The organism is Mesorhizobium sp. Arg314 (assembly GCF_053714275.1).
Window position 1 is genome coordinate 37,673 of the sequence record NZ_JBSKBP010000001.1, and the last position, 15,127, is coordinate 52,799.

The 15,127-nt window shown below is 62.3% G+C and carries 10 protein-coding genes and 1 tRNA gene; 5 read left to right on the forward strand and 6 right to left on the reverse strand.

Features of this window, described 5'->3' with window-relative positions; translation table 11 throughout:
• Positions 1–296: 296 nt before the first annotated feature.
• The gene (locus ACWGS9_RS00220) at positions 297–548 is read left to right on the forward strand and encodes a hypothetical protein (RefSeq protein WP_454503341.1); all 252 of its coding nucleotides are present in this window, start codon (positions 297–299) and stop codon (positions 546–548) included.
• Here ACWGS9_RS00220 and ACWGS9_RS00225 read toward each other — a convergent pair.
• From ACWGS9_RS00225 to ACWGS9_RS00240, 4 genes are all read right to left on the reverse strand, one after another.
• A complete protein-coding gene (locus ACWGS9_RS00225) occupies positions 508–1,869 on the reverse strand; it encodes an integrase (RefSeq protein ID WP_454503342.1) in 1,362 nt (453 codons plus the stop codon). The two genes, ACWGS9_RS00220 and ACWGS9_RS00225, sit on opposite strands and share 41 nt — an antisense overlap.
• Before the next feature lie 129 nt (positions 1,870–1,998).
• Positions 1,999–2,075 (reverse strand) — tRNA-His (locus ACWGS9_RS00230).
• A 430-nt stretch (positions 2,076–2,505) separates the two neighbouring features.
• Positions 2,506–2,982 carry a hypothetical protein gene (locus ACWGS9_RS00235; protein ID WP_454503343.1) on the reverse strand — a complete coding sequence of 159 codons (477 nt, stop codon included), beginning with the start codon at positions 2,980–2,982 and terminating at the stop codon, positions 2,506–2,508.
• Between the two features lie 19 nt (positions 2,983–3,001).
• Positions 3,002–4,132: a hypothetical protein gene (locus ACWGS9_RS00240; protein ID WP_454503344.1), complete on the reverse strand. Its 1,131-nt coding sequence runs from the start codon at positions 4,130–4,132 to the stop codon at positions 3,002–3,004.
• Positions 4,133–4,238: 106 nt separating this feature from the next.
• Between ACWGS9_RS00240 and ACWGS9_RS00245 the strand changes: the two genes are divergently transcribed.
• Both ACWGS9_RS00245 and ACWGS9_RS00250 read left to right on the forward strand, forming a co-directional pair.
• Complete coding sequence (locus ACWGS9_RS00245) at positions 4,239–5,123, forward strand: IS1 family transposase (RefSeq protein WP_454503345.1); 885 nt, start codon at positions 4,239–4,241, stop codon at positions 5,121–5,123.
• Between the two features lie 39 nt (positions 5,124–5,162).
• Complete coding sequence (locus ACWGS9_RS00250) at positions 5,163–5,492, forward strand: hypothetical protein (RefSeq protein WP_454503346.1); 330 nt, start codon at positions 5,163–5,165, stop codon at positions 5,490–5,492.
• A gap of 228 nt (positions 5,493–5,720) precedes the next feature.
• Here the strand turns inward: ACWGS9_RS00250 and ACWGS9_RS00255 are convergent, their stop codons facing one another.
• Positions 5,721–6,182 carry a phasin gene (locus tag ACWGS9_RS00255; RefSeq protein WP_454503347.1) on the reverse strand — a complete coding sequence of 154 codons (462 nt, stop codon included), beginning with the start codon at positions 6,180–6,182 and terminating at the stop codon, positions 5,721–5,723.
• A 258-nt stretch (positions 6,183–6,440) separates the two neighbouring features.
• On the opposite strand from ACWGS9_RS00255, the gene ACWGS9_RS00260 reads away from it, so the two are divergent.
• The gene (locus ACWGS9_RS00260) at positions 6,441–10,472 is read left to right on the forward strand and encodes a PAS domain S-box protein (RefSeq protein WP_454503348.1); all 4,032 of its coding nucleotides are present in this window, start codon (positions 6,441–6,443) and stop codon (positions 10,470–10,472) included.
• 541 nt (positions 10,473–11,013) lie between these two features.
• Here ACWGS9_RS00260 and ACWGS9_RS00265 read toward each other — a convergent pair.
• Positions 11,014–12,972 (reverse strand): acetoacetate--CoA ligase, encoded by a 1,959-nt coding sequence (locus ACWGS9_RS00265; RefSeq protein WP_454503349.1) that lies wholly within the window; start codon positions 12,970–12,972, stop codon positions 11,014–11,016.
• Positions 12,973–13,237: 265 nt separating this feature from the next.
• Between ACWGS9_RS00265 and ACWGS9_RS00270 the strand changes: the two genes are divergently transcribed.
• Positions 13,238–15,118 (forward strand): AsmA family protein, encoded by a 1,881-nt coding sequence (locus tag ACWGS9_RS00270; protein ID WP_454503350.1) that lies wholly within the window; start codon positions 13,238–13,240, stop codon positions 15,116–15,118.
• The last annotated feature ends 9 nt before the right edge of the window (positions 15,119–15,127 follow it).

The window sequence follows — 15,127 nt, forward strand, 5'->3', positions numbered from 1 at the left end:
CAGCGCCATGTTCCGCCAGTGATGGCGCAGCACGAGCCGGCGCGCACTACCTTATCCGCAGGCGACCTTCGATATTTGCGTTCCCGACAGAGCGTCGCCAAATAGCAGAAGAGTGCTTCCGCGATAGTGGGTGTCGGGCTGTAGCGGTCTCCCGCTACCAACTCCCGACGACATACCTGCGATAGCAACATCCCCCATTTACAGGTCGCAGCCGCCGTTTGCTGCCTGGACCGAGAGGACCCCTTCCCTAGTGACGAAAGGCCGACTACCCCGCAAGACATGATGAGATTGGCAACTTGCGGGACAACGAAGCCGTGAGGCGATACTCGCCCACTCCTCGGCCGGTCACTGCAGAGCGCATCGAGCGCGTGCTCGACCGCGTTGCTGAGATAATCGTGGCGCGGGGCGACAAGGGCGAGGCATTGCTTCCACTGTACGACCATCTGGAACGCGCGCTGCAGGATTACCAGGCGAGGAAAGAACGGATCGCCACCGTGCATGAACGAGTCAAACGATTGCAGGATCGAACGGCAGAGCGATCTTCATAAGCTCTTCCTGCCACATCTTCATTTCACCGCCTTCGCCGTATTTGGGGCGGTCGATCGTATGGCCCATCAGCATACGTCGCAGTTCCTCATCGAGCCGTGCGTTCTTCATCCGGTCCTCGAAAGAGTGGCGGAGTGAGTAGAAGGTGTGGTTCTCGGTGGGGAAGAGATTGTGCTTCTTGAAATGCTTATTCACGACAGCCGACAGTTGCGCTTCGCGGTCCTTGTACCGAGGGAACCCATTCGGGTGCTTCTTGAACACCTCCAGAGCGACCCCGACCAGCGGCACCTTCCGGACTGAAGATGCTGTCTTGATCTCGCGCGGATCTTCCGGATCCTCACGAGGCTCGACCGAGATGTGCGGTACCTCGTGGTCAAGATGGATCACCCCATCATGAAGGTTCGCAATCTCACTGGGCCGGCAGCCGGTCTCGACAAACGCCAGCACGATGCCCCGAGCTTGATCGTTGAGATTCCTCAAAGCTCCTCGCGCGAGGATTTTGTCTCTGATCCAGTCGGTCGGGAACGGTGGGCGGCTGCGCTTCGATTTGTCGCTGAAGGAGAGATCGGCGAACGGGTTTTTTACCTCGGGGAAACCCAGGTGGCGAAAATAATCGCCGTAGAGCGATCTGAGGTTACCGATGTTGCGGTTGCCGGTCGAGGCCGAGCGATCGCCAGCGCCCTGCTCGGGCGCCACCCGGTCGAGCCAGTATTTGTGTACCTTCAGCGCGTCTTCGCGCGTGATCTTGCTCATCGGCTTGTCCTCGACCAATTCGATGAACACATCGACGCTCATCTGACGCTTGGCCTTCCAGCGCTTCCGCTGATCGGGGCTCTTGGTGCGCAGCTCATCACGGACGATGTCGGAGAAATAGACCTTCAGCGCATCGGATATCTTTTCGTCAGGTCGCTCGACCACGCCCGCGATAGCGTCCACGGCGGACGATTTCGGCGGCTCACTTATCGTGCTTTCGAAGCGCTGAAGGAGAGTTTCCAATGGTTCGGCGGTGAGGATCTCAGCGAGCGGGCGATAAACGAATCCGAGAGACCCGGCGCGCTTGATGGCCTGGTTGTATCGGACGTGCGCCGCTTGAGAATTTTCACCCAGCATCAACGATGCCCACAAAGCATTGTCGGCTGCCTCGTTGAGATCTCGGGCGGTGCGCGCCTTCTTTCGGTCAGTGGTGCCGAGGGCGCGCCGAACGAACGCACCGCGCCGGTCGAGGTCGCTGACGTGCTTTGGGACGCGGCGGTAGTAGTGGAAATGATTGCCCCTCAATCGGAGGAAGCGGTCAGGATCTTGCTCTTCGCCTCGTCGTCCCATGGTACCGATGCGCTTTTTGTATCACAATAGGTAGCACAAAATGTAGCACAAAAGGGCAAAAAGCCGCAAGGCCGAAGCCTTGCTTCGCGCATTTACGTAATAAAATCAGCTAATTACGGGAGAAGTTAATGGTACCGTTGGCTGGGATCGAACCAGCGACCTCCGGATCCACAATCCGGCGCTCTAACCAGCTGAGCTACAACGGCACGCCTGCCTGAACTGGATCAAGGTGAAGCTTCGTTCCCCGCGATCCGCTCTGTCGTTCGGCGATGCGTCAAATACGGGCTATCGGATTCTAATTCAAGGGCCTTGATAAGGCAAAGGATGGGTTTCCTCGGTAGTGGGTCAGTTTGAAATTCCGCTCCGATCACAATAGGCGCTTTCGCCTACGCCCTGTCTGGAAATAGGCGGAAGCGCATGCCATCTTCAAGCCATGACAGAGAAGCACCCAAAGCGCCCGCGCGATCCTAACCAGTTGGCGAAGTCGATTGTCTCGCTCGCCACAGGCGAGGCAGAGGATAAGAAGCCGCTCGCGAGTGCCGTCAAAGGTGGTGTGGCTAGGTCAAAATCCTTGACCCCAAAGCAGCGCGCCGAGATCGCGAAGGTCGCAGCCGAGGCGCGCTGGAAAAAGTCGGATTAAGCCGCCTCTTCGGGTTCGTCGTCGCTCGCCTTGCGGATTTCGATATCCAAAGCCAAATCCATCGGAAGGCTGATCGGCTCCAAATCCGGGTTGACGTTGTTCCAATGATCAAGGTCGAGGGTGAGATTGTAGCCGTCGCTGACCATCTGTTCGCGACGGTTCACCGCTGACCTCAGCATCTGGTTTCGCGTGGCTTCGTCGATGTCGACATACAAGAACAGGTTCAACTGACCGCTGGCCGGAATCGCGTGATAGACGCGGTAGGGCTTTCCGGTGTTCTTGTCGTATTTGCGTTCGGCCTGCGCATCGTCGGCAAACTGTCTCGCCAACAGTTCAACCTCCGAAGGCGGTGTGGGCATCTTCCAGCCCATGCTCTTCGCGAATTCTGCGACCTTGTGCATATCGATTTCGGTCTCGCCGGTGACCTCACGATAGTGACGGATCAAACGCTGCCTTTCCTGCCTTTTGCTCATTCTGACGCCAGTCCTTCTGTTATGGATCGACGGGAGCGACATCGCCCCAGCCATCTTTGAAAGCATTGGGAAGTATGATGTCGCGGACCTTCGCCAAGTGGTCGCGGAACCTGTCGTATCGATTGGTCTTACGCTGAAGCTGGCCGGCGATGATGCCAGGATGGACTTTGCAGACGCGAGCGAACCCGATTAGGTCGCGCTCGGAAAAGAACGGCGCTTTGCGCGCAATGAACGCATCCAAAGTTGCCGCCGGCACACAGAAGTCCTGTGCCGCTTGGTTGGCTACGCGTTCTTCAGCCGCGATAGTCGGACCAACGCCTGCGCGTTCTTTTTCCAATTCAGCGTCGAGCATCGCGCCTTGGCGACCGTGGCCTTGCAGGACATGTTCCAGCTCATGCCTCAGGACGAACCAGAAATTGTCGATCCGGTCGAAGCGAAGGGACATGCCGATGACTGGCGAGCGATCATTCAGCCAAAAACAAACACCGTCGATTTTGGCGGACGCCAGAGATTCCACCACGACAAATCGAATTCCGCATTCTGCCATAAGACGCGGCACACCCGCTGCACCTTCAGCGGAAACCATAAGGCCGCGCAGCTTGGTGAGCGCAGCGCGGACCGCATCTGGCGAATACGGCTTCACCAACATGCCTTCGGCAATCTGTTTCACGCGATATAGCCACGCAATTTGTGCCGGCGTGGCGTCGCCATGAACCTCTGTCTTCTTAGCGGCGTGGGGGAGTATCTGAATGTCTTCGATCCGGTTCACGCCAAAGAAGCGCATCAACTCGGAATCGACCTTAGCGGTATCGCGAACGCTTTCCGCCTCGATCCAACCTCTCTTGATCATTTCCGCTACTGGCAAATCCCCATAAAGCAGCGCGCGGGTAGCTCGGGCCGGATCAGGCCGGACAGTGATGCGTGCCTTCGCGAGATCGAAGCTGCGCTGAAGCTCCAGAAACCTTTCTGCGGGCACCTGAAAGACCTCTTCAAGCGCCAAGGCCATCGCGGCATCAACGGGGCGCTTGTCGGCGGCAAGCCGATTGATCCCCGTCTCGTCCATGTCGAGGACGATGGAGAGAACCCTTTGCGTCCATCCCTTCTCTGCCAAAAGCGCCAATATCAATTGCCCCGGTGTTTTGTATTCCATGATGCACTCTTACCCCTGCGATTCGGCATATTAGGCCGACCTGCGCAAAAACGCAAACTGACACATAATGCTTGCTATGCCCGATTGGATATGGCAGTATTTCGGCATGAACAAGCTCGATACCGCGACGCGCTCCAAAATCCTCCACCTGCTCTGCGAAGGCCAGTCGATCCGCGCCATCACTCGCGTTATGGGCATGAGCAAAAACACGGTCGCCAAGCTGCTCTCGGACGCCGGCGCGGTCTGCGCTGCCTATCAAGACGAAGCCCTTCGCAACCTGACCAGCAAGCGCATTCAGGTCGATGAAATCTGGAGCTTCACCTACGCTAAGGAAAAGAACGTCCGGGCCGCTAAGGCTGCACCGGAATGGGCTGGCGATACCTGGACTTGGACGGCCATTGATGCCGACACCAAGCTTGTCATGTCATGGCTGGTCGGCGGGCGCGACAGCGAATACGCAATGGCCTTCATTGACGATCTTTCCCGCCGTCTCGCTAATCGCGTCCAGCTGACCAGCGACGGCCATAGGGCATATCTCGAAGCGGTCGAAGGCGCTTTCGGTGGCGACGTTGATTACGCCATGCTGGTCAAGATTTACGGCACGTCGCCGGACAGCGCCAAGGGCCGTTACAGCCCCGCCGAATGCACTGGCGCACGCAAAGAGACTGTTGAAGGCAATCCCGACCCCAAGCACGTCAGCACGTCATTTGCCGAGCGCCAGAACCTCACCATGCGCATGCACATGCGCCGCTTCACCCGCCTGACCAACGGCTTTTCAAAGAAGGTGGAAGCCCACGCCAACGCGGTCGCTCTGCACTTCATGTATTACAACTTCGTCCGCATCCATAAGACGCTGCGCGTTACGCCGGCCATGGCCGCTGGCGTCACTGACAAGCTTTGGGAGATTGCGGACATCGTTGCGCTGATCGAGGCAAAAGAAGCCGAGAAGCCGCTTGTGCGCGGTCCCTACAAAAGACGCCATAGGGAATAGGCTTAGACATGCGAGCGCGCGCCATGCTAGTTCAACTACATGGTTTTTCTGATCCTCTCCTTCGCAGCAGTTGCTATTCCGTATGGCCTTGAACGATTCTATTTTGCGAAAAGGTTTGGGCTCTTTGCCGCTATTTTCTGGCTGTTTGTGTTTCAAGCCAGCGTTTTAATCGCCGGTGAAATCATCCTTGAAAATCACCTAGGCCAATCACTGCCCAATTGGGTTACATCGCTCGGCTATGCCATTGGAGCATTCGATTACCTGACGATTGGCATAACGCCAATCGCTGCCGTCTTAGCCGCATTGGGATTTGGTGCTGTGATCGCGGCGAACCGGTTCTTGAGAAGGCTAGGGGAAAATTCAAACTGACCCACTACCGTTTCCTCATCCGCCTTTGGTCAAGGCAAAAGAAAAGGCCGGCGGGAGGAGGTGCCGGCCTTTTCCTGTTACGAGCCAGCGGGAGGAGGTGCTGGCTGGTCACCCCGGAAACGGAGGGAGGAGGTTCCATTTCCGGGTATCTGGTTGCTCAACCTATCGCATGACTATTTGTCTGACGAAATGCGACGTTTTGATGCATCGCACGGTTGTGCGCGGAAATTAGGCAGCCTTGGCGTCCTTCATCGCCTTCTCGAAGGCGCTCTTGACCGGCTTGGAAACGTCCTCGACCGCCTTGGTGGCAACGGTCTGGAACTCCTTGGCCTGCTCGACGGCCATTTCGACGCGCTTGCGCAGGAAGGAGGTCTGCAGCTCGACGACTTCCGAAAGGGTCTTGGCGCCGACCAGGGCTTCGAGGTGCGAGAAGCTGGCCTCGGCATTGGCGCGCAGCGTGGCGATCGCCTTGAGCGAAACGTCGCTGGAAACGGCCTTGGCGGTCTCATAGGTCGACTCCAGAACCTTCTGGGTCTCCTCTGCGCCGGTCTTCAGCTTGGCATAGGCTTCCTTCGACTGCTCGACGCCCTTCTCGGCGAAGGCGCGCATCTGGTCGGTCGCCTTGGAGGCGTCGAAGCTCGGGAATTCAACGTTTTCGATAGTGTCGGTCTTGGTGGTGATCTTGGACATTTTCCAACCTTTCGGGGCAGCGGCTTTGACAGAAAGCCGTCTCGTTCATGTATAGTGGCAATATAAAGGATTTTTTGTGCATTGCAATATCTTTGTTGCACCGCACCATAAAATCTTCCCACGCGTCAGCCCCAGGGCCGTTAACCAAGAGCCCAGAGATTTCGGCCGTTGCAAGCCAGGGCTTGTGGACCTTCGGGCCGCGGGCTTTTATTAACAAAGCGTTAACTGAAATGCCCGCTTCGGAGGGTTGGCCCGCGCATGCCGCCTGAAAACTACTCCTTCCTCGACGTCGCCGTGCTCGACGCGGTGCGCCAGCGCTTTGCCGCCGGCGACGCTTTGGCCATATTGTCGGCCGACCTCGAACAGGTGATCTGGGCGAACGGTCCGGGGGCATCGATGTTCGGCTATCCGGATATCGAGGCCATCATCGGCGCCTCGGCACGGCTGCCGCTGATTGCCCGGCGGCAGATCATGGCGACCACCGGTTTTCCGGATATCGGCAGCGACCGGGCCATCACGGTGAGGCTCGCCACCGGCATGGTAAGCCGCGCCGTCGGTTTCGTGGCCAGCGCCGTGACGATGCCGGACGGCGAGAAGTCAATCATGCTGGCGGTGCCGGCGGCGCAGACCAGGTCGCGCAGCGCCGGCGAGATCGCCAGCCGCGCCATCGGCGGCTTCACCGAAGCCGGCCATTTCATCGCTTTCGTCGACGCGCAAGGCGGTGTCGAGGCGGCCTCGGACGGCTTTGCCGCGCTCGGCATCGAGCCGCGGACGCTGGCTGCCCTGGTTGCGGATGTGACCGCGAGCGGCGACCGCCTTGTCAAGCGGCTTGTGCCGGGCACCGATACCTCCTACCCGGCCGGTTTTGCGCGGCTCACCGATGCACGCCATCTGCTCGTGGTGATCGATGAGGACCAGCTCGACGGCGACCAGCCGGCTGCCGGCCAGGGCGACCAGCCCGGCGATCAGCAGGTCGCGGCGCCAGAGGCGGTTGCGGCCACGCTGTCGGCTGAAAGCCTTGCCGTCGAGCCCGAGCCTGTTCAGGACAACAGCCCCGCGCCGGCCGTGGCGACTGGTGAACAGGCTGAGCTGGTCCCCGAGGCTCCTGAAGGCGAGGCAAAGCCCTCCGCGGAAAGCCGGGCCGTGGCCGACCAGCAGCCTGCCCGGACCAATCATCAGGCGAACGGCAGCGAGCCCGGCCAACAAGCCCCGGACGCCGGCGCCGGCCAGCACGACCATTGGTACTTCAACGCCGGCGACGACGATGCCAGGCAAGCCCAACCGATAGCACCGGCAACGGACGGGACGAAGGAAGCCACCGCAGCCGAAGGCCATCGCCAGGATGTCGGCGAAACCGCCGGACGCGAAACCGTCACGCCGGCACAACCGGTGCCGCCCCGCGACATCGACCGCTCCGCGCCGCCGCTGCGCTTCGTCTGGCGTACCGACGCCGAAGGCAAGTTCAGCGCGCTGTCGCCCGAATTCGCCGATATCGTCGGCCGGCCCGCCGCCGACGTGATCGGCCGCCGCTTCAAGGACGTCGCCACCACTTTCGGCCTCGACGCCTCGGGCGAGATCGCCGGTCTGCTCGAACGGCGCGACACCTGGTCCGGCCGCTCGGTGCTGTGGCCGGTGGCTGGAACCGGTCTGAAGATCCCGGTCGATCTCGCGGCGCTGCCCGTCTACGGCCGCGGCCGCGCCTTCGAGGGTTTTCGTGGTTTCGGGGTCGCGCGCAGCGCCGACGCCGTGGTCGATCCGGAAGCGCTTGGCATGGCCTTGGTGCCGAATGCCGCGCCAACCGGGGCCGCCCCTGGCGGGGCCGGGCCGTCGGTTGGGCAGCCAGCAGCGGAGCAGACGTCACCGGAACAGGCAAAGCCTGAAGATCCCTTCCAGGGTGAAGTTCCGGCATTGACCATCGTGCCGAAGCCGGAGCGGCGCTTCGCCGACAAGGTGATAAGACTGGCCGAGCACCGCCAGCCGGCCAATGACAAGCAGCCGGGAAGTGACACGCCCGCAGATCACAGGGGCCTGTCGATCCTCGAGCGCAGCGCCTTCCGCGAGATCGGCGAAAGGCTGCGCAGGGACAATTCCATCCCTGCCGAGCCGAGCGCCCCCGAAGCCGACAAGCAACCCGGCGCGGCTGTTGCCGGCAAGGACAAGGCAACGGCGAACGAGCCGGCCAGCGAAACCAAGGCCGAGGCAAACCAGCGGCTCCCACTTGACGCGGCCGAGCAAGACAGTTCCGCGCGGGATGCGACCTTGTCGTCCACGCCGGAGGTTTCGGAAACCGCCGACGCGAAGGCCGATGCGGGGACCGCGGAGGCGGAGACCGAGGCGGAAGACCAGGAAGATCTGGCGCGGCTCGACGGCATCGATGACGCCGCCGAGACGGGCGACGCCAGCCAGGCCGAGACCCCGGCCGTTTCCGGCTCGCTGCTCGACTATGCCGATGGCGAGAAATCCACGGAAGAAGCCTACGGCGCGCCCGTTTCCCAGACCGAGCGGGAGGCCCGGCAGGCGGCCGAACATGCTGCCGCGGAGCCGCAGCAGCCGGTCGCGGCTGGGCAGTCGGCCCCCGATGGGACGGCGGACGACGACGGCATGACCGCCGACGATTTCCGCGACGCGCAAGACAATGAGGATTGGGCCGGCTCCGATGCCGATGCCGCCACGGTCGCAGGAGAACGGCCGGAAGAACCGGAGGCGACAGCGTCGGCGCGGCCGCGCCTCGAAGTGCCGCCGCTCAAACTCGCAGGCTTCGTGCCGTCCGCTTTTTCGACCGGGGAAGAAGCCACGGCGCCCGATACATCCATCCTCGCCAGGCTGCCGGTGCCGCTGCTCATCCATTCGGGCGACACGCTGCATTATGCCAATGATGCCTTCCTCGAGCTCACCGGCTACGATGCGCTGGACGACCTCGCGGATGCGGGGGGGCTGGGCGCGCTCTTTGCCGATCCCTATGGCGAGGACAGCGCCGCGGACGAAAGCGACCGCTCGCTGAAGCTCAAGACCCGGCAGGGCCAGGAATTTCCCATCGACGCGCTGCTGCGGTCCGTGCCGTGGCACGGCGGCAAGGCGCTGATGCTTGTGGTGCGGCGCTCGGGGGAGGACGATGCGGCGCATTTCACCGCCGCGAATGACGAGCCAGCGCTCCAGCCGGACGTTCCGGAATTGAAGTCGCGCATCGCCGAGATGCGCACCATCATCGACACCGCCACCGACGGCGTCGTGCTGATCGGCCGCGACGGCAACATCCGTTCGATCAGCCGTCCGGCGGAAGCGCTGTTCGGTTTCGACAGCGACGAGGTTGCCGAAAAGCCCTTTGCCTCGCTGTTCGCCATCGAAAGCCAGCGCGCGGCGCGCGACTATCTCGCGGGCCTTTCGGAACCGGGCGTGGCGAGCGTGCTCAATGACGGCCGCGAGGTCATCGGCCGCGAGGCGCAGGGGCGCTTCATTCCGCTGTTCATGACCATCGGCCGGCTGCCCAACGACAGCGGCTTCTGCGCCGTGGTGCGCGACATCACGCAATGGAAACGGGCCGAGGAAGACCTGACGCAAGCACGCGCGGTGGCCGAGCGCGCCTCCTCGCAAAAGACGGATTTCTTGGCCCGCATCAGCCACGAGATCCGCACCCCGCTCAATGCCATCATCGGCTTTTCCGAATTGATGGTGGATGAGAAATTCGGCCCGATCTCCAACGACCGCTATCGCGACTATCTGCGCGACATCAACCGGTCGGGCAATCACGTGCTCGATCTCGTCAACGACCTGCTCGACATCTCGAAGATCGAGGCCGGCCAGCAGGAGATGGATTACGAGGCGGTGTCGCTCAACGACACGCTGGCCGAGACGGTGGCGATGATGCAGCCGCAGGCCAACCGCGAACGCGTCATCATCCGCTCGAGCTTCGCCTCGCGGCTGCCGGAAGTGGTGGCGGACTTGAGAAGCGTTCGCCAGATCGCCCTCAACATCCTTTCCAACGCCATCCGCTACACCCAGGCCGGCGGCCAGGTGATCGTCTCGACCGCTTACGAGGCCTCTGGCGATGTCGTCATGCGCGTACGCGACACCGGCATCGGCATGACACCGGCCGAGATCGAGCAGGCGCTGAAGCCGTTCAAGCAGATCAATGCGCTCAAGCGCGGACGCGGCGACGGCACCGGCCTCGGCCTGCCGCTCACCAAGGCCATGGTGGAAGCGAACCGCGCCCGTTTCACCATAACCTCCACGCCGGGCGAAGGAACCCTGGTCGAGGTTGGCTTCCCCTCGACCCGCGTGCTCGCCGAGTAGCGCCCGATCAGACCCCAAAGAAAAAGGCGTCCTGGAGGACGCCTTGAGAAATGGGATGCTGTCACAACGGGGGCTTGAGCTGAACCTCAGGGGACGAGGAACGGGATTTCTCCCTCAAGTTACACGCGACTATCGGGGTCGTCCCTTAACAAGTCCTTACCGCGTCGCAAAGAAATTTACGAATGTGTACCACCCATGAAATCTAGGTAAATTCGGCGGACAGATCTTATTAACCATGCGGGTGCCGCTCTACGGCCTGACATACCGCAGGCGTTGGCGATTAGCCGAAGCCCTCGCGACGTCGTCATCCTTGGGCGAAGCAGGAGCGAAGCTCCGTGGCGAAGACCCAAGGATCCATGCCATTACCTCGACCGAAGAGTACAGCGGAGCAAAATTCTGTAAACGTTGCAACGCCTTAGCGTCACGGCATGGATCCTGGGGTCTGCGCGCGTCGCTTCGCTCCTTGCTCCGCTCCGCCCTAGGATGACGACCGCGAAGGGCACAACCAGGAAACTCTCTGCGGGCGATAATCCGTTTGGCTCTAGCTTGCCAGCTGCGGCAGGTCGCGGAACAGTTCCAGCGCCTCGGGATTGGCGAGCGCCTCCTTGTTCTTGACGGCGCGGCCATGGACCATGTCGCGCACCGCGAGTTCGGTGATCTTGCCGGACTTGGTGCGCGGGATGTCGGTAACGGCGACGATCCTGGCCGGCACATGGCGCGGGCTGGCACCGGTGCGGATCTTGGCGCGGATGCGCTTTTCCAGACTCTCGTCCAGGGTCGCGCCGGCGGCCAGCCGCACGAACAGCACGACGCGGACATCATTGTCGAAATCCTGGCCGATGCAGAGCGCCTCGAGGATTTCCGGCATCTGTTCGACCTGGTTGTAGATCTCGGCCGTGCCGATCCTCACGCCGCCCGGATTGAGCGTTGCGTCCGAGCGGCCATGGATGACCATGCCGCCATGGGCCGTCCATTCGGCGAAGTCGCCGTGGCACCAGACATTGTCGAAACGCTCGAAATAGGCCGCGTGATACTTCTTGCCTTCGGGGTCGTTCCAGAAGCCGGCCGGCATCGATGGGAAGGCTTTCGTGCAGACAAGCTCGCCCTTCTCCTGCCGGATCGGCTTGCCGTCGTCGTCCCACACATCGACCGCCAGGCCGAGACCGGGCCCCTGGATCTCGCCGCTCCAGACCGGCTCGGTCGGCACGCCGAGCACGAAGCAGGAGACGATGTCGGTGCCGCCGGAGATCGAGGCCAGATGCACATCCTTCTTGATGCCTTCATAGACGAAGCGGAAATCCTCCGGCGACAGCGGCGAACCTGTCGAGGACAAGGTGCGCACGGTCGACAGATCGTGGCTCGCGATCGGCTTCAGCCCGGCCTTGCGAACCGAATCGATGAACTTGGCCGAGGTGCCGAAATAGGTCATCTTCTCGGCATCTGCGAAATCGAACAGCACATTGCCATCGGGGTAGAAGGGCGAGCCGTCATAGAGCAAAAGCGTCGCGCCAGAGGCGAGGCCCGATACCAGCCAGTTCCACATCATCCAGCCGCAGGTGGTGAAGTAGAACAGGCGATCGCCGTCGAGCAGGCCGGCATGCAGCCGGTGCTCCTTGACGTGCTGGATCAGCGTGCCGCCGGCCGAATGCACGATGCATTTCGGGATGCCGGTCGTGCCCGAGGAAAACAGGATGTAGAGCGGATGCGCAAACGGCAGCCGCTCGAAGCTGACAGTCCCGGCGGCAAAGGGCGAGAGCGCTTCTTCGAGGCCGGCAGCCTCGTCGATGGTGGCGGCGACGTCGGCCGATGTGCCGAGATAGTCGACGATCAGCACCTTGCGCAGCGTGGCGAGCTTCCCTGCTACCGCGCGCACCTTGTCGGCCACCTCGATCGCCTTGCCATTGTACCAATAGCCGTCCGGCGCGATGAAGACGACCGGCTCGATCTGACCGAAACGGTCGAGCACGCCCTGCTCGCCGAAATCGGGAGAGCATGACGACCAGACTGCGCCGATCGAGGCTGCGGCCAGCATCGCGGCCGCCGCTTCGGGCATGTTGGGCATCATGGCGGCGACGCGGTCGCCGGCCTTGACGCCGAGCGACAGGAAGAGCTGCTGCAGCCGCGAGGTCAGCGCATGAAGCTCGTTCCAGGACAGCCGGCGCTCGACCTTGTCCTCGCCGCGAAAGACGATGGCCGGACCGCTGCCGGTCTTCTTCAAAAGGTTCTCGGCGAAATTGAGCCTGGCGTCGGGAAAGAAGCTGGCACCGGGCATCCTCTCGCCGTCGACAAGCTTCCGCTCACCCTTGTCGCCAACAAGATCGCAAAAATCCCAGACCAGGCTCCAGAACGCTTCGCGATCCTCGATCGACCAGCGGTGAAGCTCGGCATAGCCGGAGAATGCCAGCCCGGCCTTTGCTTCCGCGGCTTTCATGAACGCCGTTAGGGGCGCCGCATCGATCCGCTCCTGCGTCGGGATCCACAAAGGTGTATCGGCGGCCATGATCGCTCCTCCCAAAGCGCGTCGCGTTTGAGCCAGTTAAGCTCAACATCGCAAATGCCATCGTCCCAAAAACGGCGCGCCACCGCGGACCGGGACCGTTCAGACCGCTTATGCATATTGCAGCGCAGCAGAGCAAGATTTTGTTCGGTCGACGCATCGCGGGCGCTGCGCAAATGCCATCGCAAGGCCATAAAGACTTGAAAAGCGTCGGCGCTCGGTTACACCCGTCGGGCGATTTGTCGGCAATGAAAGCATACGGGGCGAAATGCCATCATCTTTGATCCGGCGCGGGGTGTGGGCGATCGGCGTTGCCGTGCTCGTCATCGCGCTCGCGGTCGCGGCGTTGCCGCTGATTGCCTCGACCCGCATCGTGCGCGATCGCATCGCATGGGAATTGAGTGCCTGGAGCGGCTTCCGCGTCACCATCGACGGCTCGCCGCGCATCGAGGTGTGGCCAAAGTTCCAGGCCATCCTCAGCGACGTCACGTTGTCGCAATGGACCGAGACCGATGCGCCGCCGGTGGTCGAGGCAGATCGCGTCGAAGTCGATCTGTCGGCCATGGCCGCCTTGCAGGGCGACGTCGCCTTTTCGACGGCAAGGCTGGTTCGTCCGACGATCAGGGTCCAGCGCATGGCGAGCGGCTTCTATCTGCCGCCGCTTCCGACCGGGGGACGCATCACGCGCTCGATCGATACCGCGCGCGGCGTGGTCACCGCCAACCCGCAGAAGCCCGATCTGGGCAGATTGCCTTCCGATCCGTTCGGCACCGTCGAGTTCCGCGATGGCCGCGTCGTGACCACGGCTGACGGCAAGGACACCGAAATCCTGAGCAGCCTGAGCGGCCAGGTGAACTGGGAAGCGATGAACAGCGAAGCATCGCTGACCGCAACCGGCATCTGGCGCGGCGAAAGCGTGCAGTTCGATTTCTCCTCGGCGAAACCGCTGGTGCTGTTTGCCGGGGGAGCAGCACCCGTCGCCCTCTCCTTCAAGGCTGCGCCCGCGACCTTCTCCTTCGAGGGAACGGCCTCGATGTCGGACAATGCCTATCTGGACGGCCAGGCAAAGTTCGCCGCGCCGTCGCTGCGGCGCGTGCTGGAGTGGTCGCAGGCCGGCCTCGCGCCTGGCGCGGCGATCGGTGCGGTCTCGATCGCCAGCAAGGTGAACGCCTCGGCGGGACGCGCGAAGTTCGAGAACACCGCCGTCACGCTCAACAACAATCCGGGCATGGGAGCGCTGGATTTCTCCTTCGCCGAGGGGCGCCCGGTGATTGCCGGCACGCTTGCCTTCGATACGCTCGATCTCAGGTCTTTCCTGTCGGCTTTTACGCCTGTCGCGCCCACCGGCGAGGCCGGCCCCGTCGACATCGACACCAGCTTCGCCGACCGCATAAAGCTCGACCTCAGACTGTCGGCGGCGCACGCCAACGTGGGACCGGTGCAACTGGCCGACGTCGCGGCGACCGCGCAGGTCAAGAACGGTCTTGCCGTCTTCGACATATCCGACGCTTCGGCCTTTAACGGCACCATCCAGAGCAGCCTGCGCTTCGACCGCAAGCCGGAAGGCACGCAGGTCGAGATGCGGCTCTTGGCATCGGACGTGGATACGGGAGCCTTTGCCAAGGCGGCCGGAATGACGCGGCTGGTGCCAGCCGGCACCGGGACGGTATCGGTCATCCTCAAGGGGCCGGGCAAGGCCTGGAACGCGATCTTCGAGAATGCCGACGGATCGTTCTCGGCGACTTTCGGGCCGGGCACGCTCAACGGGCTCGACCTGCCGGCCTTCCTCAAGCGCAACCAGCAAGGCGGTTTCTTCGCGCTCGACGACGTCGCCAATGGTTCGCTGCCGATCAACGGCGCCGAGATCAAGGCAAGCATTTCGAAGGGCGTGGCGCGCCTCGACAAGGCCGAGATCAACTCGCAGAAATACAAGATCTGGCTGTCCGGCATCGCCTCCTATGTCGGGCGCGGGCTGGCGCTCTCGGGCGGCGTCGTGCCGAACGGACAGCCGGCGCAGCAGCCCCAGCAGGCCAGCGGCCAGGCAGCCAGTCCGGCTCCCGCGCCGCCGAGCCAGTCGCTGTTCTTCGTCGGCGGCAACTGGAGCGCGCCGTTCATATCGCCGATCGCTCCCGGCGTATCAGGCCAGTAGAGGCGGAGG